This is a genomic window from Dictyobacter kobayashii (assembly GCF_003967555.1).
GTDB classification, from domain to species: domain Bacteria; phylum Chloroflexota; class Ktedonobacteria; order Ktedonobacterales; family Ktedonobacteraceae; genus Dictyobacter; species Dictyobacter kobayashii.
Window position 1 is genome coordinate 3,506,795 of record NZ_BIFS01000001.1, and the last position, 22,263, is coordinate 3,529,057.

The 22,263-nt window shown below is 51.7% G+C and carries 15 protein-coding genes, 2 tRNA genes and 1 pseudogene; 14 read left to right on the forward strand and 4 right to left on the reverse strand.

Features of this window, described 5'->3' with window-relative positions; all coding sequences use genetic code 11:
• The first annotated feature begins 30 nt into the window (after positions 1-30).
• Positions 31-1,005 (forward strand): general stress protein, encoded by a 975-nt coding sequence (locus EL645_RS15380; RefSeq protein ID WP_161977382.1) that lies wholly within the window; start codon positions 31-33, stop codon positions 1,003-1,005.
• 119 nt (positions 1,006-1,124) lie between these two features.
• On the opposite strand, the gene EL645_RS15385 is transcribed toward EL645_RS15380, so the two are convergent.
• Positions 1,125-2,999, reverse strand: a complete 1,875-nt coding sequence (locus EL645_RS15385; protein WP_126551340.1) for a S53 family peptidase — start codon at positions 2,997-2,999, stop codon at positions 1,125-1,127.
• Positions 3,000-3,279: 280 nt separating this feature from the next.
• Here EL645_RS15385 and EL645_RS15390 point away from each other — a divergent pair, with 280 nt between their 5' ends.
• The 6 genes from EL645_RS15390 (at position 3,280) to EL645_RS15415 (ending at position 9,490) form a co-directional block, all read left to right on the forward strand.
• Positions 3,280-3,987, forward strand: a complete 708-nt coding sequence (locus EL645_RS15390; RefSeq protein WP_126551341.1) for an RNA polymerase sigma factor — start codon at positions 3,280-3,282, stop codon at positions 3,985-3,987.
• A 1-nt stretch (position 3,988) separates the two neighbouring features.
• A complete protein-coding gene (locus EL645_RS15395) occupies positions 3,989-5,023 on the forward strand; it encodes an anti-sigma factor (RefSeq protein ID WP_136625218.1) in 1,035 nt (344 codons plus the stop codon).
• Positions 5,024-5,149: 126 nt separating this feature from the next.
• Positions 5,150-6,334, forward strand: coding sequence for an acetyl-CoA C-acetyltransferase (locus EL645_RS15400; RefSeq protein WP_126551343.1), 1,185 nt, complete (start codon positions 5,150-5,152; stop codon positions 6,332-6,334).
• Between the two features lie 34 nt (positions 6,335-6,368).
• Positions 6,369-8,102: an acyl-CoA mutase large subunit family protein gene (locus EL645_RS15405; RefSeq protein ID WP_126551344.1), complete on the forward strand. Its 1,734-nt coding sequence runs from the start codon at positions 6,369-6,371 to the stop codon at positions 8,100-8,102.
• Positions 8,103-8,209: 107 nt separating this feature from the next.
• Entirely contained in the window at positions 8,210-9,106 is an 897-nt protein-coding gene (locus EL645_RS15410) for a GNAT family N-acetyltransferase (protein WP_161977383.1), read from the forward strand.
• Positions 9,107-9,241: 135 nt separating this feature from the next.
• Positions 9,242-9,490, forward strand: coding sequence for a hypothetical protein (locus EL645_RS15415; protein ID WP_126551346.1), 249 nt, complete (start codon positions 9,242-9,244; stop codon positions 9,488-9,490).
• Between the two features lie 63 nt (positions 9,491-9,553).
• Here EL645_RS15415 and EL645_RS15420 read toward each other — a convergent pair whose 3' ends face one another.
• Positions 9,554-10,330: a 16S rRNA (uracil(1498)-N(3))-methyltransferase gene (locus EL645_RS15420; protein ID WP_126551347.1), complete on the reverse strand. Its 777-nt coding sequence runs from the start codon at positions 10,328-10,330 to the stop codon at positions 9,554-9,556.
• 4 nt (positions 10,331-10,334) lie between these two features.
• Positions 10,335-11,255, reverse strand: a complete 921-nt coding sequence (gene prmA / locus EL645_RS15425) for a 50S ribosomal protein L11 methyltransferase (RefSeq protein WP_126551348.1) — start codon at positions 11,253-11,255, stop codon at positions 10,335-10,337.
• Positions 11,256-11,501: 246 nt separating this feature from the next.
• Here prmA and EL645_RS15430 point away from each other — a divergent pair, with 246 nt between their 5' ends.
• The 5 genes from EL645_RS15430 to recO all read left to right on the forward strand — a co-directional run bounded on the left by EL645_RS15430 (position 11,502) and on the right by recO (position 17,470).
• Complete coding sequence (locus EL645_RS15430) at positions 11,502-13,940, forward strand: hypothetical protein (RefSeq protein WP_136625219.1); 2,439 nt, start codon at positions 11,502-11,504, stop codon at positions 13,938-13,940.
• A complete protein-coding gene (locus EL645_RS15435; RefSeq protein ID WP_161977384.1) occupies positions 13,927-16,362 on the forward strand; it encodes a helicase-associated domain-containing protein in 2,436 nt (811 codons plus the stop codon). The genes EL645_RS15430 and EL645_RS15435 overlap by 14 nt, the downstream gene beginning before the upstream one ends.
• Positions 16,363-16,439: 77 nt before the next feature.
• Positions 16,440-16,511, forward strand: a tRNA-Gly gene (locus EL645_RS15440).
• Between the two features lie 11 nt (positions 16,512-16,522).
• Positions 16,523-16,596: transfer RNA gene (locus tag EL645_RS15445), tRNA-Cys, on the forward strand.
• A gap of 61 nt (positions 16,597-16,657) precedes the next feature.
• Positions 16,658-17,470, forward strand: a complete 813-nt coding sequence (gene recO, locus EL645_RS15450) for a DNA repair protein RecO (RefSeq protein WP_126551351.1) — start codon at positions 16,658-16,660, stop codon at positions 17,468-17,470.
• A gap of 15 nt (positions 17,471-17,485) precedes the next feature.
• On the opposite strand, the gene EL645_RS15455 is transcribed toward recO, so the two are convergent.
• A complete protein-coding gene (locus EL645_RS15455; RefSeq protein ID WP_126551352.1) occupies positions 17,486-18,037 on the reverse strand; it encodes a hypothetical protein in 552 nt (183 codons plus the stop codon).
• Between the two features lie 276 nt (positions 18,038-18,313).
• Here EL645_RS15455 and hisD point away from each other — a divergent pair.
• Positions 18,314-19,629 (forward strand): annotated as a pseudogene (hisD, locus tag EL645_RS15460) (histidinol dehydrogenase).
• 765 nt (positions 19,630-20,394) lie between these two features.
• Complete coding sequence (locus EL645_RS15465; RefSeq protein WP_126551353.1) at positions 20,395-22,233, forward strand: serine/threonine-protein kinase; 1,839 nt, start codon at positions 20,395-20,397, stop codon at positions 22,231-22,233.
• Positions 22,234-22,263 lie beyond the last annotated feature (30 nt).

Consider the following 22,263-nt stretch of genomic DNA (forward strand, 5'->3'; position numbering starts at 1 on the left):
ATTTTTCAGTCACTCGAGGAGGAGAATCGTATGTCAACGACAGAACGCACAACTGCGGTAGGTGTTTTTTCCGAGCAAACCTTAGCAGAACAGGCCATATCCCAACTCCATAGTGCTGGTTTTACCGATGAGCAGATTGGTTTTATTAGCCGGGATCATAATACCGCCGCACCATTTGGCGATACTGAAGATGCCAGTAATGTTCCAGCGACGGCGACCGGTGCTGTTAGCGGTGGTGTAATCGGTGGGGTGATTGGCGCCGTTACCTCGTTACTTATCCCTGGATTTGGGCCCGCTATTGCCGGCGGTATCCTTGCTGTGACGCTGGGTGGCGCGGCTTTGGGAGCTCTGGCCGGTGGCTTTGTTGGTTCTTTGATGCACCTGGGCGTTCCAGAGCATGAGGCCCGCTATTATGAGGAGCAGTTAAATACGGGTCGTACGCTTGTGACGGTGAATGCACCTGGACGTTATGATGAAGCTGTGCGTATCTTGCGGCAGGCTGGTGCCTATGATGCCGATGTGCGCGCTGATGCTCCGGCTGTAGAGAATAGTTATGCCGGAAATAACATTGTCAATCCTGCGGCTGATACTGTACCACCCGTGGTGTATCCTGCTGGATTGGCTGGTGTAAACGGACCTGCGGGTACCGTCAATCCTGGCTTACCTGCTGCGGCAGCATTTCCTGCTCCTACTCCTGGAACAACTGATCCTTTGGTTGGTCAGGATGAAACGGCAGGGAGTGCCTATGGTTCTGTGGATACATTCAGCACTAAAAAGAGTCCTGAGGAACTGCGTGAGCAGGAGCGCCGCCTGGAGAATGAGCAGTCTACTTACCAGGATGATGATACTGTTTATGCAGGAGCCGTTAAACCGAGAACAGCTACTTCGGCCGCTTATGGCACAGATACCACGACTCCAGAGTTCAACGGTCCGGTACCTGCACCTGCACGTTCAGACTATGCAGGCACGGATACAACTACCCCTGACACTTATGAGTCCCGCTAACTGACATTTCTTGTCACTTTAATAACCCGACCGCCTCTCCTATATATGTATCCGGAGAGGCGGTCGGGTTATGTTTATGAATGAGAAGCTTGAGCGTCGATATGGCTTGACATCTGATGTCATTTAGCTGCTGGTTGTGTCAGGGCCAGTAGTTGCTGTGCCAGATTTTTGGCTCGATATTCTCCCAGCCCCGAAGCCAGATCATAGCCTACACCTGGAGAGTTGGACCTGTTGTTATCAATGGCAATGATGTCATAAAAACTATTGGCATAGTTGGTTGGATTGTTGGCCAGTTGATAGAGGAACGGATTAAGGAAACCAAGGTTATTGCTACCGTGCTGGTGCGCTAATTGATTGCTGAGGGCTACAAATGAGGCCCAGAGAGGAGCGGCCACGGCCGTTCTGTTGATGTTGAGCCAGGGATGGCCGATAGCGCATATGCCGGGGCTACAGTAGGCCCAGAAGCCGTGATGAGTATCGGCATTGATCGCGACATCAGGTACCTCTCGACAATAGCTTTCATGTTGGGTACGTGAACATTTTTGTGCTAGCTGGACCGTCGTTTGATTGGGGATACCTTGAATGCGTTGCCAGGCTGGCATTGCCCACCATTGGCTCACGCCTCCAGATGTGGTGGGGATTGTTACGGCGGGATCTGCCTTTCCCGCTGTCTGTAATGTGTCGGGTGTGTTAGGGGCAGTTTCAAAAGTAAGCGCCGTAGCACCGACTGCAGTTACAAACGGCTGGGAAGCAGGATCACTTACCATAACTTGTTGATTGGATGGGGATAGACCAGTCTGGGGGCAGTTAAAAGAAGAGGCCGCCAGGATACTCTGGCCTTGCATGGCTGTGAACTGAAAAAATATCGCTTCCTGTTGGATAAGTTGAGCTGGTGCCAGTTGCTCGCAGAGTCCCCAGCTGGTAGAAACCACTGCTGGCGCATCCTGTACAATCTGTGCCCATTGATCGAGGTAGCTCTTCTCGTCATTATGCGTGGTATAAATATTAAGCTCATCCAGTTGTGGCACATTGCCCAGTATGGCTTCCGCATCAATTGTTGCGGCTTGCGTGGCTGGTTCATAAGTAGATGCTGTGGCAGCGGTATCGATCTCCTTAAGCATGGTTTTTTGTTGACCATTACAGTTTGCGTAAGTATGCAGGTCACCTATCGCCGATGAACCTAGCTCAAAAAGGGCGATGCTCTGGGCGGATCCTGTATAGTGGGCCCGATAGAGATCTGCAAGGCTGTATGTGGGTGCCAGCCCGGCCTCAGGTGCTAGTCTCTCTGTGTTTGCTATGCAAGGATGATTGTTGGTGGGCCTGGCTTGTCCCAGTTCTTCTAGCGCTGTATGTCTCCAGGTGGCAGCATTATTCAAGCCGTTAATACTCACAATCTGGCTGGCCAGCTCCCGAGGTAGCTGAGGCGCTTTATTATTGGCATAGTATAAAGAACCATCAGGAGCTTTATACGTGTTGATTTGTAGATGGAAATAGCGTTCTGCCTGTCCTATCGTGCCGCCGAAGTCCAGCAGCAGGCGATGTTTATAGGTATGGATGTCGTGAAAGCCAGCATTTTGAAGCCTGCGTATTAGCTCTGTATAGGTAGTTTCAGCGGGACTAAAGCGTTGCATCAGCGCGGCCGGGTTTAGAGGCACACGTGGTTGACGTGGCGCAGTCTGCAGCAGCGTTTGCAGTGTCCGCTGGAGCTCAGCGCTATTGTAAGGACGCAATCCGATAGAGAGCCAGATCTGTTGCCGGGTCTCAGCGTGTGCGATAAATTGACTGCTCTTAAGCAATGGAGTGAGCGTACCTGGTATCGTGGCTGACTGATTAGCATTGTCAGCTTGTACTGGCGTGAGATGAAGCAATTGGGATGAAACAATGCTCATAACGCATAATAATGTAAGTAGTGGGGTGATAATAGTAATAATGCGCCCATAAGATTGTGTTGTCTCAAATGGATAGAACTCACTCCTGTGAGAATAGCGGAACATGCGAAAATCCTCCCTTACAACCCGACCTCGTGCACCTATCTCTGCATGTAATATACTGCATCAATAATACTTCTTGTCTTTTGTTTTGTCCCATATTGTATCACAATATTGTTCAGAATACTTTGATAAGAAGAAATTTAGATGATGGTACTAGCAAATCAAAAAACATTTCACTCAGTTGAAAATATAGGGTCGTATTTACGTGAGTATTTAAGAACAACAAAAAAGATTGTTGTTAGCTGCTGTCAGGAGCAGATCATTATAAGACGGAGTGGCTGGTATGTTCAATTTCCTGGTCATTACTGGTATACTACTCATACCTAATGTAGATATGGGCTTACCTAATATTGGCGAACGAGAGAAAGTACATCCCAGTATGACAGTGGATAAATCGGCCAACCAGCCGCCGACTGGTACTTCAAACGACGAAAGTGCCCTTGTACAGCTGTACGAGCAATTTCGCCGTCCTATCCACTCGTATATTTATCGCTTGCTTGGAAGCCAGGAAGATGCTGATGATATTACGCAAGAGGTATTTGTGCGCGTCTTTACCTCCTGGAATGGGTTGTACGAGCGCGACAATCTCTCTGCGTGGCTGTATCGGATTGCCACCAATCTCTGTGTGGATATCCTCAGAAAACGCAAACGTATTTCCTGGTGGTCATTTGGCCTGCGTTCTCGCCAGATTGAAGGGGATAGCGAGAACTCCTTTCAGGAAGATTTTGTGGCTTTTCTGGCCGATAGCGGAGGAATTCCCGAAGTCGCTGAGCGTGAGTTGATTCGTCAGACCATGGCAGCGATCCCGGAAGAGTATGCAGTGGTATTGATTTTGAGTGCCGCCCAGGGAGTACCCTATCACGAAATTGCTGAGATTGTTGGCATCTCGCCCAATGCTGCGGCTACACGTATTTCTCGTGCTAAAAAGATGTTCGCAAAACAGTATCAGCGTGTCAGTAAAGATGGTGTTGGCAAGCGGAGCGATAAATAATATGAGCAACACCAACAATAACAATAAAGCACAGCAAAAAGACATGTCAAATCTAGCTCACTACCAGAGCCTGCCACCGCTTCCCGCGGTTAATAGTAGCGGCCCCGACGTCTGCTCGGTCATGCGCCTATATCTAGCTGTATGGGATGATCTCACAGTTTCTCAGAAGGAGCTTGTGTATTATCATGTGCAGTCATGCGCCGAGTGTAAAAAAGAGCAGCGCATCTTGAGCCGCACCACACAAATGTTGCAGCAACTGCCGATCACCGAGCCTGCTCCACATGTTGATGATGCCGTTATGAGGGCGATTGCTGCCCGTCGGAATAATCGATCACATACCCTGGCTCCATCTGACGTCGTGCTTCCCTTTGCTCCTAGAAGTCGCCAGCAACGCTCCCCATGGCGCCTGGCTGGTATATTGGCCGCCGCCGCTCTACTCATTCTGGCCGTAGGACTCTCAATCTCGCTCTTGACTGCTCCACATTTGCAGGCTTTTGCGCTGCCCGCTAATTTATCCTGGAACAATTATATATTGTTTTCAAAACAGACTATGGCCAATGCCCAGGGCCAACAGTATGAGGTAATGGCCTATCACAATATGAGTGTGAACATGGTCAATGTGGAGACGGTCATGCCCGGGAAAATTGATGTGGTGGTTGTGGCTGACCAGCAGAAGGCCCTGGGCATGGATATGATGCACCATGTTGCGCAGTGGGATGCCCAGGAGTGGGTGCATAGCCAGACATTTTTTGATTTAAATCAATTGCGCAATGAGTTGAATGATGGTAGCGCGGTCTACCTGGGTAAAGGGACTTTCCAGGGGAAAGAGGTCTATCGCATTCGTTATCCGGATGGCCATGTGTTGTTGCTAGACATGCACTATATGCCGGTCAATATTCTGCCACCATCCGAGGAAGCTCATACGCCCATGTATGACACTGTGCAATGGTTATTGCCCACCCAGGTTTCAGCCTCGATGTGGGATATGCAGGTGCCCGGAAATTTCCGCATGGGCCAATTACCCGGTCATCCATGATGCATCTTCCTCATTCTGGGGGTACAATATATAAAGTGAACGGTGCGTATGCACTATTATTTTTCACACTTATGGTTTTCCCCAGTTTTTCATTCACAGTGACGTGAAAGTATAAAGAGGAGAAGAATGATGCCTGATCATAATCCTGTAATTGTCGGGGCGGCGAGGACGCCGACCGGAAAATTCCTCAGCTCCCTTGCCAGTCTCACCGCGCCGCAATTGGGCGCCATCGCCATCAAAGAGGCGGTGCGCCGTGCTGGTATTGATCCAACAGCTATTGACGAAGTAATCATGGGCAATGTAGTTTCGGCGGGTGTTGGACAGGCTCCAGCGCGCCAGGCCGCTCTGCATGCTGGCCTTCCTGAAGATATACCTGCTTTTACTATCAATAAGGTTTGTGGTTCTGGTTTAAAAGCGGTGATGCTCGCAGCCCAGGCCATCCGAGCTGGTGACGCGCAGGCGTTCGTGGCCGGTGGCATGGAGAGTATGAGTAACGCCCCCTATCTCTTGCCCAATGCGCGTACCGGTTATCGCATGGGCGACGGCAAGCTCGTTGATAGCGTTGTGCACGATGGTCTCTGGTGTGCCTTTGAAAATATTCATATGGGAAAAGAAGCCGAGATTATCGCTGAGAAATTTGGTGTTACACGTGAAGAGCAGGATCAGTTCTCTTTACAGAGCCACCAGCATGCCGCGGCCGCGACGGCGGCAGGCCGTTTTAAAGATGAGATTGTGCCGGTTGAGATAAAGCAGAAAAAAGGCACTATCCTGGTTGAGACAGATGAGCCGATCCGTGGTGATTCTTCGATGGATGCATTGGCAAAATTGATGCCCGCCTTCCAGGAAGGTGGAACGGTTACGGCTGGCAATGCTCCTGGTTTGAGCGATGGGGCCTCCGCTACCGTTGTGGTTGACCAGGCCTTCGCGCAAGAGCGTGGCCTGCAGGTACTGGCGCGCATCACCGGCTATGCCGCGGCCGCCATTACCCCTCGCTACATTTTCGCAGCCCCTCCGCGCGCGGTTCATCGCCTGCTTGAGCGTACCGGTCTACGCATGTCTGACTTTGATTTAATTGAAGTCAATGAAGCTTTTGCCGCCCAGGCCCTGGCCAATGGTAAAGAATTGGATTGGGATTGGGGGCGCGTGAATGTGAATGGTGGTGCGATCGCCCTTGGTCATCCTATTGGTTCCAGTGGTTCTCGTGTGTTGACTACACTAATTTATGAATTGCGCCGCCGTGGTGGTGGTCGTGGCCTGGCCACATTATGCCTGGGTGGTGGTGGTGCCGTTGCCATGTCTGTCGAAGTTTAGTCTTTGGAACTCATAGAGGAGAACCACAATACCTATGCCTGATCCAGAATTTTCAGAGCTAACCATACAGCCCGGCCTGAAGCAGGGAAGCCTCTTTGATGCGGCAGAGCTTGCTCGCCTTGAGACCGCTCGCCAGCAATGGGAAGGGACCACCGTCAAGCAATCGGTGCAGCGTATACCTGAGGCCAAGCAGTTTGAAACCACGTCGGGTGTGCCGATTGAGCGCTTATATATGCCGCAAGACCTGGCCGGACAGGATTATATGCGCGATCTTGGAATGCCCGGCGAGTATCCCTTTACCCGTGGTGTGCAGCCAACCATGTATCGGGCCAAACCCTGGACGATGCGTATGTTCGCGGGCTTTGGGACGGCTGAGGACACAAATGCTCGCTTCAAGTATTTACTGCAACAGGGACAGACCGGACTCTCGACGGCCTTTGATATGGCGACGTTGTATGGATACGACACCGACCATCCACTGGCGTCTGGGGAGTTTGGTAAATGCGGCGTTGCCGTGTCTTCACTGGCCGATATGGAAGTCTTGTTCGCTGATCTACCCCTCGACAAGATTACCACCTCGATGACGATCAATAGTCCCGCGGCTGCTATCTGGGCTATGTATATCGTTAATGCCGAAAAACGCGGTTTCCCGATGGCGAAACTGGGCGGTACGTTACAGAATGATATTCTGAAAGAGTATATCGCTCAGAAGGAATATCTCTTTCCACCCGAGCCTTCTCTAGGACTGGTGATCGACACGATTGAGTTTGGGGCCCGCTCGATGCCGCGCTGGAATACTATCAGTATCAGTGGCTATCATATCCGCGAGGCGGGGGCAACGGCGGTACAGGAACTTGCCTTTACCATTGCCGATGGTCTGGCCTATGTGGATGCAGCTATCGAGCGTGGCCTGTCGGTTGATGAGTTTGCGCCACGACTCTCATTTTTCTTTGATGTGCATAATGATTTTCTGGAGGAGATTGCCAAGTTTCGTGCTGGCCGACGCCTCTGGGCTAGATTGATGCGCGAGAAATATGGCGCCAAAGATCCCCGCTCATGGATGATGCGCTGCCATGCCCAGACTGCGGGTGTCTCCCTCTCGGCCCAACAGCCAGAAAATAATGTGGTGCGTACTACCATCCAGGCCCTGGCAGCTGTGCTGGGTGGCACGAACTCATTGCATACCAACTCCCTGGATGAGGCCCTGGCGCTGCCGACCGAAAAGGCGGCCTTGATCGCACTGCGTACCCAGCAGATCATTGCCAGTGAAAGTGGCGTGACCAATACGATTGATCCGCTGGCAGGCTCTTATGCCATAGAGGCTTTGACCGATCAGACCGAGCAGGCGGCCCAGAATTATCTGGATCGTATTGAGCAACTGGGTGGCGTACTGGCCTGTATCCAGAATGGCTTTTTCCAGCATGAGATTGCCGAGTCTGCATATCGTTACCAGCAAGAGGTCGATCAGCAGCAGCGCAAGATTGTGGGGGTGAATGCCTATACGTTGGATGAGCATGCGAAGGTTCCAACCTTGTATGTGGATTACGAAGGTCAGCAACGGCACCTCGAACGGCTGAATCGTGTCCGCCGTGAGCGTAATCAAACTGAGGTCAGACATGCTTTGTCTGCCTTGCGCCGTGCCTGTGATGAGCATAAAAATACTATGCCGGCCCTGTTGGACGCCGCCAGAGCTTATGCGACTCTGGGTGAGATGATGGATGTGTTCCGCGCAGCCTTCGGTGAATACCTGGAGCCTGCCATCTTTTAAAACACAGCATATGTGACATAATGAGAGCGAAGTCATCTCTAAGAAGGGATGCTTCGCTCTCTTGTTTTTCCACTGTCTGCTTTAGCATAGGTAGAAGGGAGTCATGGATGCCATACGAGCCGTTACAGGGTCTGGTTAAAAAGCATACATTGTCTGCTGTAGAGATACAATCACTTCGACAATTGGCTGATGAGTGTGAGCGCTATGAGCATTTGCATATGCGTATTGAATGGCGACAGCTCCAGCAGCGCGCAGGTTTTGTAGTGAAGGATTTCTTATATTATGAAGATGGCGCCCTGGTTGGCTATTTAACATTGGATGATCAGGGGTCCCAGCAAAATGAAGTGGTTGGCATGGTCCATCCAGAGTATCGACGGCGAGGCATCTTCCGTCAATTACTCGCGGCGGCTGCCAGTGAATGCCAGCTCCGTGGTATGCAGCAGCTCATCCTGGTCTGTGAGCGCAACTCGCGTGCCGGACATGCTTTTTTGCGTGCTCAGGGTGCCACGCTGAGCGAATCTGAGCATGAGATGCTGCTAACCCACATTCCGCAACGCACCGCTTTTGATGAGCGCCTGACGATCCATAAAGCCGATATCCACGAGGCCGAAGCCCTGATCAAAGTGCAATCTGAAAGCTTTGGCGATCCTGTGGATGCGACCAGGCGACGGGTTCTCCACTGTCTGCAAAATCCCACACGTCCCTACTACCTGGCCGTCTTTGGCGATGAAGAGGTTGGATGCCATGAGCCAGTGGGTAGTTTCCGCCTGGAAACGGCCCAGGAGGTTGTGGGTATCTATGCTTTTGGTGTGCGGCCCGACTATCAGGGCCGAGGCTATGGACGCCAGATTTTAGAAGAGGCCATTTTCATTTTACATAGTCAGAATGCGGCCAGAAGTATCATGTTGGATGTAGATGTTGAGAATAGCCGCGCCCTTCACCTCTACCGGGCGTGTGGCTTTGAAGTTCGTACTACTTATGATTACTATGTATTGGATTTATGAGCTCTATGCTCGACCTTGACATATAATTTCTCATTTCCGTACACTAATGGTAGATAGATAGCAATCAATCGTCTTTGTAGAAATGTAGCGCAGAAAGTTTTAGATAGAGAAGTCCACTTGAAAGGTATTGTGACTATGTTTAACATTTTTCGCCTGCGCAACGACGAAGAAGAATTTACTGATGAATTGTTTGCGTTTATAACTGATCCCAATGCAGATCATCGCAATGAACGCTCGATTATTAACTTTCTCCATGAAGTGTCACCCCAGATTGTATCTGTGGCCGAGTGTATGATCATCGATGGCGTCGATGAGCGTCATTATGTGGCAGATTATGTTCATGCCGTCCTCAATGGTTATGGTATGGACCCGGAAAACCGTTAAGACAAGAAGCCAGGGCTGACCATTCTGACCAGCTCTGGCTTCTTGTCTTGCAGAATTGTTGTGTTATGCCTGCGCATCGAGCTCATATATCACATTGGCGACGGTCATCAAGGCCGCGGTTTCGGCGCGCAGGATGCGGCTCCCCAGCGTAACAATCCTGACGCCATGGCGTTTGGCCAGGTCAACCTCATCCGCCGTTAATCCCCCTTCTGGACCAATAAAGATCACGACGGTCATCGGTTCCTGGTGTGGTGACTGCGACCAGTCTTGGCGCGCATTGTGCAGGGTTTCATAGAGGCTCTGGGCGTGTTCCTCTTCCCAGGGCATAATGGCCAGGGCACCTGCCGGGATATCGTTGAGGGTATGCATCAAAGGGCGTATAGCCTGGAGATCGGGGATGCGAGAGCGGCCGCATTGTTCGGTTGCCTCTTGAATGATACGTTCCCAGCGCTGTAATTTTTTAGGACCAGCCTCTTCTAAACCTGCCATTGAGCGGCGGCAGAGGGTCGGTACAAAGCTGGTTACGCCCAGTTCAGTTCCTTTTTCGAGGATAAATTCGAAGCGGGCGGACTTAAGCAGTCCCTGGCATAGGATGATCCGCACTGCTGGCTCTTTTTTTCCGCTGCGTCTTTCTTCGATGTTGACTTCGATACCCGCGCGATTACTATGGGTAATACTGCATAGGAATTCTTCTCCGCTATTATCGAAGAGAATGATTTGCTCACCTATATTGATATGCAGCACATCACGCACCTGGTGGGCCAGCTTATCAGGCAGGGCCACGCTCTCCCCTGGCTGAATGGCATGTAAGTCGGCTTCGTCCACGAAAAAGCGATGCATCGGTTTATGCTCGCTTTCGATAGGTGATGGCTAGCCAGTCATCAATCCTTGTCTCTTCAACCAGTTCCATCCCGGCGGCCAGCAATGGACCCTCAGCATCCGCGCGGCGGGCCTCGATGATACCACTGACAACCAATAAGCCGTGGGGCGCTACTACCTGGGCCAGTTGTGGGGCAATGGAGCCAATGATATGGGCAATGATATTGGCCAGGACCAGGTCATAGTGATTTTCTTTACGTCTGGCTTCTGCTTCGTCTAGCACGCCCAGTACCACATCAATTTCTTGCTGGAGACCATTCATTTCAGCATTGGCTTTTGAGCTTTCCACGGCCACGCTGCTGTTATCGATCGCATCGATGTGGGTCGCTCCCAGTTTGGCGGCTGCCAGGGCCAGGATGCCTGAACCGGTGCCGACATCCAGAAGCTGCATGCCGGGCTTTACCAATTGCTCAACCCGTTCCAGGCACATCCTGGTTGTCGGATGCACACCCGTTCCAAAGGCCATGCCAGGGTCCAGGGTCAGTACCACCTCGCCTTCTTTTGGCGTGTACTCACGCCAGGAAGGGCGGATCACCAGGCGGCTACCAATGTGGGTAACGTGATAATAATCCTTCCAGGCATTCGCCCAATCTTCCTCATCGACCACACGAGAATGGAGCTCACCAACAAAATGGGCTCCCAGGCTGGTGAAATGCCAGAGCCCGCGCGCAATCTCCTGCCTCTTCTCTTCTTCCGTACCATCTAATGGAAGATAGGCATGTACCTGAACGGGTTGTCCGACCAGGATGCGATATTCTTGTCCATCATCGCTCAACTCATAGGGCTCTTCAATCACGACGCCATCGCGAGAATAATTACTTAACAACTCACTGACCGACTCAACCGCTTCAGGATGCACCTGTACTGTTAATTCCAACCACTGCATGAAAACAACTCACTACCTTTCGCATGATAGGTCTGGTGGCAATATTTACTTTGCAACCACCAATCGCCTTTTGTGTTTTCTAGCATATCACAGTAGGCGAGTAGCTGCGGCCTTCCACGTCCGTTTTTTACTTTAGCTAGAAATAGCTGGGCGACAACATGAGCAAGATTGACCAAAGCAGATACTTCGTGCTATCATAGCCGAATAAGTTAGTTTAAAATAGGTTTTTCGAGTAATTTGCTTTTGATGGAAAATGGAGTACCTGGCGCGCTACAGCGTCTACGAGCTGCTGATATTCTTCGTATGGCAGGGTTAAACGCAGCCTCTCTCGGACAAGAATATAATCGGACGGGCATGCTCCGAAATATGCAACGCCAGGGCGCCCGTTTGCGCGGTCTGGTGGATCTTCCTTTAAGCACAGATCCACTTGATGCTGCTTTTGATGAACATGATGTGGCAATACAGGATAGCACCACGACCGCACGTTCCTATACAGTTGAAGTTGATGTGGTCAGTACAACTGCCTGGCCAAGCTCTTGTTCGTGTGGTGAGGCGGGGGCTTTGCTGTGTCCACATGGCGCTGCCCTGTTGTATCGTTGGCTGGCTCAGCCCGTGGCCTTTGAGCCGATGGTAGACAAAGCGGCCACCACGGATAGATCCGCTGCCAGATCGACTTCCTCTTTGAAACAACCTTCTCCGAAGCAACCTTCTTCCACTCGTGAGATGCCAAAATCGGATAATCTCCCTCCATCTCCTTCAAGCCTGGTGGTGCGTTATAGTCCCGATCTGGTGAATATCCTGGTGCAGATTGGATTGGGCGAGCTGCGTGGCATTGCCCGTGAATATAATTTGCAGACAAATGGTTTATCCAGGCAACAGCTGGCAGAGCAGATTGTTGAGGCGATCAAACAGCCGGATGTGGTGCGACGGGTGGCTACAACGCTGGAGAAGGTTCAGCGGCAGTTGTTAGCAGCATTGTCGCTGGCGGGCGGTGTGATTAATGATGATGACTTGCGGGGCCTGTTTGAGCGCTTTTCGTTGGGGCAGCCTGCTCAATTGCAGCGGGCGTTGTTGGCCCTGCAGGGAAAAGCTTTGCTCTTTCGAGTCAATTCTTATAATTCAGATTTGCCCACACGAGCAGGCAGTGCCAACAATTTATTAGATATCGGATGGTTTGTGCCCGCTGAGATACGTACTGCGCTACGGGTCTTTGTGCCTGTGACTGCGTTTGATCCAGCCCAACCTGATGAGCGCGCTGGCTTGCCGCTTGTAGAGCCTGTGCAGCCGTTGCGTATCCTGGCGGATCTCTTATTAGTGGCACGAGCGTTAGATGGCTTGCAGGTTGAGCCAGGCGATCCCTGGTCCCCTACAGTTAACTCTGAGCTAGAAGCGCCAATGGTCAACTCGACCTCATCCGCGACCGATCATACGGCTGTTTTGCCCCAGCCTAAAGAGTTACCGTCAGTGGCTTTGCTGGCAGCTTTACAAAAAAAACTGCCTTTTGAGCAGCCTTTTTTACGCTTTGCCACACAGATGCTGCATTTAGCCGGCATTGTGCAGCGCCCGGAGCGGGATGTTCCTTATTTTCGGGTCTTGCCGGATGCGGCCCGGCTCCTGTTGGGCTCCAATCATGCTAATGTATTGGCCGATTTATTTAAGCTCTGGTTACAATCTCCCTCTGCTGCGGAATTATTTGCTTTACAAGAGGATGGTTTGCGGCTCCTTTGTCGGATGACGCCTTTAAACGTGCCTGTATTGCGCGTTGGTGAACTGGCTGAAGAGAATATGGAAGCGCGGCAGAATGTGGCTGCGCTGCTGGCCCAGGCCCCGACCCGGCAGTGGATGCAGTTTGCCGCCTTTGGTCGCTTTGTTTATCGCTTAAATCCCCTCCTGTTGCAGCGACGCCAGCGGCTCTTTCCATCACCTCATTGGTGGCTGGAGGCTGAGGCTGGCAAACCCTTAAAACCACTTTATCTGGGTGATTGGCAGCGTGCGGAGCTGCTCTATCTGGCCCAATTAATCAAGGGTCCACTCCACTGGTGGGGACTTTGTGACGTGGCTCTATCCAGCCAGGGCCGTTTACTGGCCTTTCGCATGACCGGTCTGACCAACTGGCTATTACATGAGATGCCTCCAGATGAAACTGAGCCTATCAGTACCTCCCAGGCGTCGGTGTTGGATGCCCTGGAGTTTTTAGAGGATTGCCAGGTTCTGGTGCCCTGCTCATCTCAGCACTGGTCGCTCATCCAGTTGTTTGAGCAGTGTGCCGAGGCAACAGGGGTTGAGCGTTCTCACTTGCTCTATCGCTTTACACCACAGGCCTTAAGTCAGGCACTCAGCCAGGGTTATCAGATAGCGCGTTTATTAGAAGTGTTACGACAAGCTGTAGAACAATCAGAGCAACCTGCTGATTATGGCGCACAGTTGCTTGCCCGGTTGGAATACTGGCTGGCTGGTTATGGTCGTGTACGTATCTATACCGGGGTAACGGTTGTCGAGACCATCGACACAACGGTAATGCGTGAACTGGAGGCGACCACCTCTTTAGATGAACATGTCATACGACCAGTATCTCCAACCATGCTGGTAGTGAAAAAAGTCGCAGCCGAGCGTTTAAATGACGAACTCAAACGCCGTGGCCAATCTCCGCTAGTACATGATGAGGAGCTATATGGACCAGAATGATCTTGAACTATTGCAGACAGTGCCTCTGTACCACCTTCAGGCAGTGTTAAAAGCGCGGCGCATCACGGTGGCTCCTCATGTATTCAATGCCTCTTCACCCTCAAACGATCTTTCTGCAACCGCTTCAACTCCTGTAGTGCTAGAGGTGGCTCATTATCTGTTCGATACGACCTCGCTGAGCGAGCTATTGCAGGATTTGAGCGAACTGGAAATATTGTTGTTGCGCGAACTGGTCTTATGTGGTGGACGTGCTAACAGCCGGGACCTGGCGCTTTATTTTCAAAGTTCAGGTCTGCCTATGGGGGAGAAGAAGGATGAAGCGCCCCTTTTATCAGAACAACTATCTCTTGGGGTGTCGGCAGATAGTGGTTTACAGCCCCCACGTTATCCACCCGCCCATCCGCATGGTCCTTTTGAACTGGCGGTGCGCCATTTGTTATTGCTTGGATTGGTATTTTGGGGCCGTCAGACGCACTTTGTGGGTCGCGATTATAGCAGTGGTATGCATGATGGGGTTTTGATCGTTCCACAGACACTGGTAAATGTGACTCGTAGGCGCTGGCGTTTTGAGAATGCCGCCATCCTACCCGCGTCTGGGGTTGTTGAAGATGAAGATGGTCGCCTGCAGGCTTTTCAGCGTACATTGTATCTCTACTGGTCGTTTGTAACTGCCCATGGCAATCTTGCCCTGGTCAATAATGGCTTGCTGGCCCGCACCAGTCTGCGGCAAATCGCTGATTTCATGGCGGTGCCGTTGGATAGCGATCAGTTGCGCCTGGAGACTGATCATCCCCGACTATTGTTTATACGCCTTTTATTGATGCAATTGGGTCTGCTTAGCGCGCGGCAAAATATGTTGCTACCCGAGCCTGCTGAGGCTTTTTTTTCTCTTTCGGTAGCTGAGCGAGCGCGCCGTTGCTATCATGCCTACGTAGATACACATTTCTGGAATGAGCTGATCTATCTGACCGATCTCAATGTACGGCCCGCTCCTGATCCATTGTTGCCTGCCCATGAAGAAGTACTGCGAGCCCGCCAGCAGGTGATTGAGCGCATCCTGGGTGAGGAGCCGACAGAGTGGCATGACCTGACAGCCTTTATCGCGCGTGTAAAACTACATGTGCCTTATTTGCTTTTCCCTCGCCGCTATGGGCCACGGGCCGAGCGCTATTCCCAGGGCTCAAATCCCTATGGTTGGGATTTCCGCTTGCGGCGTGGCTGGTTGACCCATCGCGAAGGTTGGCATATGGTGGAAGGTGGCTTTATTCGCACCTTGCTCACCGGCCCATTGCATTGGATGGGATTACTACAGATTGCTCCGGAGAAGCTGGCGCCAGCTTTTGCCCTTTCGCGCGATGCGGTGGTGATTATGCGCGATATACCGTTGTCACTCTCACCCTTGCCAGCCAGCCGCTTGATTGTACAGCCAAATTTTGATGTGGTTGTACTGGCCCCTATCTCTGAAGGCATGCTTGTTCGCCTGGATCGTTTTGCTGACCGAACTAGCATGGAGCATATTGCCCAATATCGTCTCTCAAAGAGCAGTGTCACACGTGCTATCCAGCATGGCGAGCGGGCAGAGACGATGATTGCCGTGTTAGAGCAGGCTGCTGAAGGCGATATACCACAGAATGTCCGTTATTCACTGGATGAATGGGAGCGGCAGGCCCGGCGGGTTGAGATCTGGCCGCAGGCTACGCTGGTTGAAGTGGATGATGCGGCTTTGCTGGATCGTTTTTTTTCCGATCCTGAGCTGCGTTCTCTCTTTCGCCGTCGTTTGACTCCTCTGATGGCTGAGGTGGGATCGGCGCAATTACTGGCGGTGCAGCAACTTCTCTGGCAACAGGCGCTTCTGCCAGCTTTCTCGGTGGCTCCTGACCAGGGATTGCTTGAAGCTTCGTCTTTGCCGTTACATGAGCCACAATGGACATTGCATGAAGATGGGCGGCTCGAACCCGTTTATGCGGTGCTCGATTTCTATGTGTTGACTGAGGTTGCCCGCTTTTGTGTCGAAGATGCCGAGACAGGCTGGTTGCGCGTGACCGCTCAATCGCTACAGCGGGCCCTGGATGAAGATATCACGCTGGAACACATTTTGCGTTTCCTACAACACTATTGCCTCCATGGTATTCCAGGCGCTCTGGTCATTCGCCTCAAGCTATGGGGTGGTGGTTATACGCATACGCAGCAGATTCATGTTGAGCATGCGCCTCTCTTGAGGTTGTCAGATGACGTTTTACGCGATCTACAGGCAGACCAGGAGGTGGCTTCTTTATTAGGCTCTGAGATAGTGGATGACCAGCGCCTGGTGCATGTCTCCACCGAGAACCTGGCCCAACTACTGGAGCTCTTGCGTCAGCGCGGCTTTATAACTATGGCTAGCGATGACCAGCATGTGGAGAAGACCGGAAAAACTCTGTAATAAAACAGTTGACAAACTAGAGCGTGTGTGATATCTTATCCCTACAAACGTGATGCAATTCGTTACGAAATGCAGATGCGGGAGTGGCTCAGTGGTAGAGCACTTCCTTGCCAAGGAAGATGTCGCGGGTTCGAATCCCGTCTCCCGCTCCCCTTTTTCAGGCGACGTCGCCAAGTGGTAAGGCACGGCTCTGCAAAAGCTGCACCAGCGGTTCGAGTCCGCTCGTCGCCTCCAGGTGAGACGTGGTAATTTACCACGTCTCTTTTTTTTAGCAGTATCTACTGGATTTCCACCCATGCGTGAACAACGTAGTTATCCCACCGAAGCCATTATTCTAAAACATACCGATCTGGGTGAAGCCGATCGGGTATTGACGCTTTTCACGCCCTATAAGGGGAAAATTCGTGGCCTGGCCAAGGGCTCACGCCGTCCGGGGAGTAAAAAAGCTGGTCATCTAGAATTGCTCTGTTATAGTCAGCTCCAATTGGCGGTGGGTCGCACTTTCGATATCGTCACCCAGGCCCAGGCTAAAGAAAACTTTTTCCACCTGCGCAATGATCTCTGGTATATGACCTGTGGTTTTTATCTGGCCGAGCTGGTCGATCGTTTCGTGGAAGATAATACTCCGCAGCAGGACGTCTATAACCTGTTGCTGGCTGCTTTGCGTATCTTGGATATAGATGCTACACAGGTGCAGCAAAAGCGTGCCAATGGCGAGGCCGCGTCAGTGCATGATCAGGATCGTTCACGCCTGCTATTGCGATATTTTGAAATCTATCTTCTTTCGTATATTGGCTATGAGCCAGTATTGCGCCAATGTGCTCATTGCGCAGCAGAACTTAAACCAGAGGAGAACGGCTTCGCCCCCGCATTGGGTGGAGCGCTATGCCCTAATTGCTCGCATCTCTGGTCGCAGTCTCTCTCAATGAATGCCTTGAAAGTTTTGCGCCTGCTACAGAGGACCGAGTGGGGAAAAGTACCCCGTTTGCAGCTAGATATTCGCCTCCAGGCAGAGATTGAGACTGCTATGCATAGCTTAATTCGTTTCCACCTGGAGCGCGATTTGAAATCCTGGAGCTTCTTAGAAATGTTGAATGCTCAGAGATAGCCGCTGGCCGGTCTATTATCCCAGCACCTTATGATTATAAATAAGGGTGCCAGCGGCATCATATAGCTCGGCCTGGATGGGTAGATCGACATGCTGATCAGACAAGAAGAGCACCATGCCATTCTCTACTTTGTCCTCCACCATGGTGCCGCTTTTGGCGATCAGGCGTACGCGGGCCACATTCTGCTCATGGTCGGCCACAAAGCCACCCGCATAAAAATGATCTGGCATTCCTCCGCCACCTAGATTAGCCCAGGCGCGCTCAACTACAGGTCCTGGATTATGCCCCATAATGCCATCACCGGCGGCTCCACGGAACTGCCAGTTTCCCTGTGAATCCTCTTCAACGTAGCAGGTAAAATACACTTCGCTTCCCTGCTCATTTTCGAATACAACGATATAGGCTCGACGACCGGGCAGGGAACGCTCTTTCAAGAATTGCAGGGTTTTATTCCTGGACTCCTGGGTGCCTTCATCCAGGCTTCCCGCTGGAACCTTGCTACTGCGCGAAACCAGCAAACGTGTCAATCTATTAATTATTTCCTGTTTGGGGTCTTGATGTGCCATAAATAACCTCATCCTCACTAGGCATTGTGGTTTTGGCAATCATATCATAGTTCGTACCGAGAAACATAGCCCACAGCGATTGCCCGTAAGACTATGGACAATGTTCCTACCAGTCGCGTATCATGAGAAAAGATGAACCAGACAATAATGAGCATGCGACTGTTCTATTTCTTGTATAGGTTGTTCTGCCGGGCTGCGGAGGTGTTTATTGGCCTGCCATTAGCCCTGTATACTGCTGCGATGCGATCAAGTGGATGAAAGGAAGAAGCATAGATCATGGTCCATTTTTATGAATTAGCTAGCCTGGATGAAGCGCAACGGGCTCGTCTTATGCGCCGCGCGGAAGTGGCGATCGACGATTTATTGGAGTATGTGCGCCCAATCGTACAGGCTGTGCGTGACCGGGGGATGAGGCGCTGCTGGAGTTCATGGAGCGTTTTGATCATGTAAAATTGTCGCCCGCTAATCTGCGCGTGAGCCGCGCTGAGATTGATCGGGCGCACGATTTGCTTGATAAAGATGTTCACCGGGCTATTGAACATGCTATTCAGAATGTGCGCACTTTCCATGAGCGCCAGATGCCACATGAGCAGTGGTTTACACAGGTGTCCCCGGGTGTTATGGCGGGTGAAAAGATTACACCGATCAGCAGTGTTGGTTTGTATGTACCTCGTGGTAAGGGAGCTTTCCCTTCGGTCATGTATATGCTGGCAACCCCGGCCAGTATTGCTGGCGTGCCACGCATTGTGGTATGTACCCCACCTGCTCCGACGGGAGAGGTTGATCCGGCTTCGCTGGTGGCAGCGGACCTCTGTGGTGTGCATGAGATTTACCGTATCGGTGGGGCACAAGCTATTGCTGCACTGGCCTATGGAACCGAGACTATCAAGAAAGTACGTAAAGTCACAGGCCCGGGCAATCCCTATGTTTCAGCCGCCAAGCGTCTACTTTATGGCACCCTGGATGTTGGCTTGCCCGCCGGCCCCAGCGAATCCATTCTGCTGGCAGATGATACCGCTGATCCTGAATTAGTGGCCCGCGATCTACTGGTTGAGGCAGAACATGGCCCGGACTCCTCAAGCCTGCTGGTCACGAATAGCCGCGCATTGATTGAAGCGGTGCAACAATTGTTGCCCACAAAAATTGCCGCCTTGCCAGAGCCGCGCCTGACATTCTGTCGTACCGGCTTTGAAAGCGATAAAGGTACTGGTGGCCTGGTATTGACCGCCACACTACAAGAGGCGATCGACTTCACCAATGAATACGCCCCAGAGCACCTGGAAGTCCATGTACATGATCCCTTTGCTATCTTGCCCCAGCTCAACAATGCCGGCGAGATTTTGCTAGGGTCACACACCCCTACACCGCTTGGCAACTATAGTCTTGGCACCAACGCTATCTTACCAACAGGCGGTTTTGCGCATACTTTCTCCTGTACCTCCGTTTACGACTTCCTGAAGCGCACAGGCCTGGGTTATGTCACACCAGAAGGCTATGCCAGCCTCAGCGAGACCACACGTCGCCTGGCCGAATTCGAAGGTTTCCCATCCCACGCCCGTGCCGTCACTGATCGTCCCCAGGCCCAATCCTAAACCCCTTGCCAGGCCAGGGTCGCGAGTCTTAAGCGACCCTGGCAAGCAGGGACGCATAAGGCGACCAGCCTTTAATCAGCAGCGTGGGGCTGTATCGCGCCCATCTCTTCATCCTCCCCCTGTGGCTTGGAATGCAGCCCGAGAGGCTGCCTCCCAGACCAGGGTCTCATAAGACGACCCATGCCCTGGAGAGCGGGGATGCAAGGGGCCGCGAGCCCCTAGCCGGGAGCTCTGGGGCTGTATCGCGCCCATCTCTCCATCCTCCCCTGTGGCTTGGAATGCAGCCCGAGAGGCTGCCTCCCGGACCAGGGTCGTTTAAGACTCGCGACCCTGGAAAGCAGGGATGCAAGGGGCGGTCAGCCCCTTGACTGGGGGCTCGGGGGCTGCGCCCCCGCCTCTCTCCATCCTCCCCGTGGTGACGCCGGACGGCGGCACCGCCCCAAAAAAACATAGCCCCACAACACAACACACAAAACGTTTATATTGCAAAGCACACCATGCCTATCAACCTGACAAACAACACCAAAAACCTTGCTAAACACAATTTGCGCAGCAGAAACGCTGCAATAGCTATTGAGAGCTACGGGACCCAGGACTCTGGACGCAAACCCTGCTCACTAAAGGAAAGATGTGTTATAATGCCCCCTATAAAAGTCTAAATTTAAGGTATGGAGCGCATATATCGTTGAACTCCACAGGAAGCCAGCTTTTCACTGTATTGATCAAGGAGTTCAAATAGTTTTGTTCGCGGTGTAAAAAAAGATTATGTCAAATAATTATTCATCAGATTCCGAGCATGTATTACCAATAAGTGGCTCCCAACCTGGCCAGCCCGGGTTGCGCAATAACACGCCAGATAATGCACTGAATGTAAACACACCGCCATCTTCTAGTGCCTCGCTAACTGAAACGGAAGGTAAAGTTGTTCCCAGAAGGTTAACTCCTGGTACAGTACTTTCGGGCGGGCGCTATAAGTTAGAAAAATTAATTGCTTCTGGTGGTATGGGTGCGGTTTATCGCGCGCTTGATACGCGTTTCAATCGCCCATGCGCCGTCAAAGAAATGCTGGATGAGTTTAATAATGAAGCTGAACGGACCCAGTCAGTTGAATGGTTTTCACGTGAAGCAACCTTGCTGCTGGATTTAAATCATCCTTGTATTCCACGTGTGCGCGACTTCTTTGCTGAGAATGGTCGGCACTACCTGGTAATGGACTTTATTGATGGACATACACTGGCCGAAGTTTTGGACCTGGAAGGAAATGTGGTGGGAGTAAATGGGGCGCGTGGTGTGACAGAGGCGCGGGCTCGGAGCTGGATGCGCCAGGTCAGCAGCGTATTGAGCTACCTCCATTCACAGTTACCCCCTATTATCTTCCGCGATCTCAAGCCCTCTAATATCATGGTAACCGGACGCGATGAAGTTAAATTAATCGATTTTGGTATCGCTCGTACTTTCCAGTCGCAGCGCCAATCAACTGTGATTATGACCCTGGGGTATGCTCCTCCTGAGCAACTACATGGTATGCCTGAGCCACGAAGTGATATTTATGCTCTGGGGGCAACGATGCATCGTTTGCTTACTCGCCATGACGCGGCTAATAATAAACCAAATGCCTTTGCCTTCCCTGCTTTACGCATGTTACGCCCTGATATTTCGCCAGCATTTGAGCAGATAGTGATGAAGTCGTTGGCGCCACAGTTGGATTTCCGCTGGTCTAGTGCGGCTGAACTGGAACGTGCCCTGATCAATTTACCACCGATTACGGTTGTTCCTCCCATGGCCAATCCTGTTCAAGGTAGAGGAAGTGAAGTAGCAAGTGGTGGTTCAGGTGGAGTGCCATCTACTCCAGGCCCGAGCTCAGCGCCGAACATTACGCCAGTGCGGCCCGCATCAGCGTTGACTACTGGTCCTGCTGCGCCACACATCACTACCGCCCTTGGACATCTAGCTGCCGCACGTATTGAGGCCGCCCATGACGCAGTCAAATGGGCCCATACATTAGAGCCTCAGAACGCGGTTGTACATAAAATTTTTGGCCAGGTCTTCGCGCGACGAACGCCGCCGCAGCCAGACCTGGCACTACAGGCTTACAACCGCTCTTTGCAGCTGAATCCTGGCGATGCAGAAACCCATAAGCTAATTGGAGATGTCTGGTATTTCTTGCGTCAGAATCCCCTTCAGGCCATTCCAGCGTATACTCAGGCGCTCCGACTCAACGCTCAAGATTTTGAGACGCACGATCGGCTGGGACAATGTTTTGAGAAGACGAATCAAGTTGAGCCTGCTATCCGTGAATATCAAGAGGCCCTACGCCTGGCTCCGGCGCGACCAGAGATTTTGCGTTTGCGGTTATACTTCTCACTAGGCCAGTTAGCTATGCGTAACAATCAATGGCCTGTGGCGGAAAACGCTTTTGTACAGGTATTGATCTTAAACGCGGCCGAGCCCCAGGCTCGTTTCTTACTCAGTCAGGTGTATGAGCGTGAAGGAAAGCTGGAAGATGCATTCCGCGAGTGTGGTTATGTCATGAATGGGCCAATGGGAAATACTCCTGCGGCTCAGCAATTATTCTTTAGTTTGAAAAATCGTTTAGGACGATAAGAGGCAATCTTTTATGCACTGTCTATCTGG

Bases quoted from the DNA above. Each gene is read 5' to 3' on its own strand.
- EL645_RS15380 (WP_161977382.1), top strand. From the start codon at position 31: ATGTCAACGACAGAACGCACAACTGCGGTAGGTGTTTTTTCCGAGCAA.
- EL645_RS15385 (WP_126551340.1), bottom strand. From the start codon at position 2,999: ATGTTCCGCTATTCTCACAGGAGTGAGTTCTATCCATTTGAGACAACA.
- EL645_RS15390 (WP_126551341.1), top strand. From the start codon at position 3,280: ATGTTCAATTTCCTGGTCATTACTGGTATACTACTCATACCTAATGTA.
- EL645_RS15395 (WP_136625218.1), top strand. From the start codon at position 3,989: ATGAGCAACACCAACAATAACAATAAAGCACAGCAAAAAGACATGTCA.
- EL645_RS15400 (WP_126551343.1), top strand. From the start codon at position 5,150: ATGATGCCTGATCATAATCCTGTAATTGTCGGGGCGGCGAGGACGCCG.
- EL645_RS15405 (WP_126551344.1), top strand. From the start codon at position 6,369: ATGCCTGATCCAGAATTTTCAGAGCTAACCATACAGCCCGGCCTGAAG.
- EL645_RS15410 (WP_161977383.1), top strand. From the start codon at position 8,210: ATGCCATACGAGCCGTTACAGGGTCTGGTTAAAAAGCATACATTGTCT.
- EL645_RS15415 (WP_126551346.1), top strand. From the start codon at position 9,242: ATGTTTAACATTTTTCGCCTGCGCAACGACGAAGAAGAATTTACTGAT.
- EL645_RS15420 (WP_126551347.1), bottom strand. From the start codon at position 10,330: ATGCATCGCTTTTTCGTGGACGAAGCCGACTTACATGCCATTCAGCCA.
- prmA (WP_126551348.1), bottom strand. From the start codon at position 11,255: ATGCAGTGGTTGGAATTAACAGTACAGGTGCATCCTGAAGCGGTTGAG.
- EL645_RS15430 (WP_136625219.1), top strand. From the start codon at position 11,502: ATGGAAAATGGAGTACCTGGCGCGCTACAGCGTCTACGAGCTGCTGAT.
- EL645_RS15435 (WP_161977384.1), top strand. From the start codon at position 13,927: ATGGACCAGAATGATCTTGAACTATTGCAGACAGTGCCTCTGTACCAC.
- recO (WP_126551351.1), top strand. From the start codon at position 16,658: ATGCGTGAACAACGTAGTTATCCCACCGAAGCCATTATTCTAAAACAT.
- EL645_RS15455 (WP_126551352.1), bottom strand. From the start codon at position 18,037: ATGGCACATCAAGACCCCAAACAGGAAATAATTAATAGATTGACACGT.
- EL645_RS15465 (WP_126551353.1), top strand. From the start codon at position 20,395: ATGTCAAATAATTATTCATCAGATTCCGAGCATGTATTACCAATAAGT.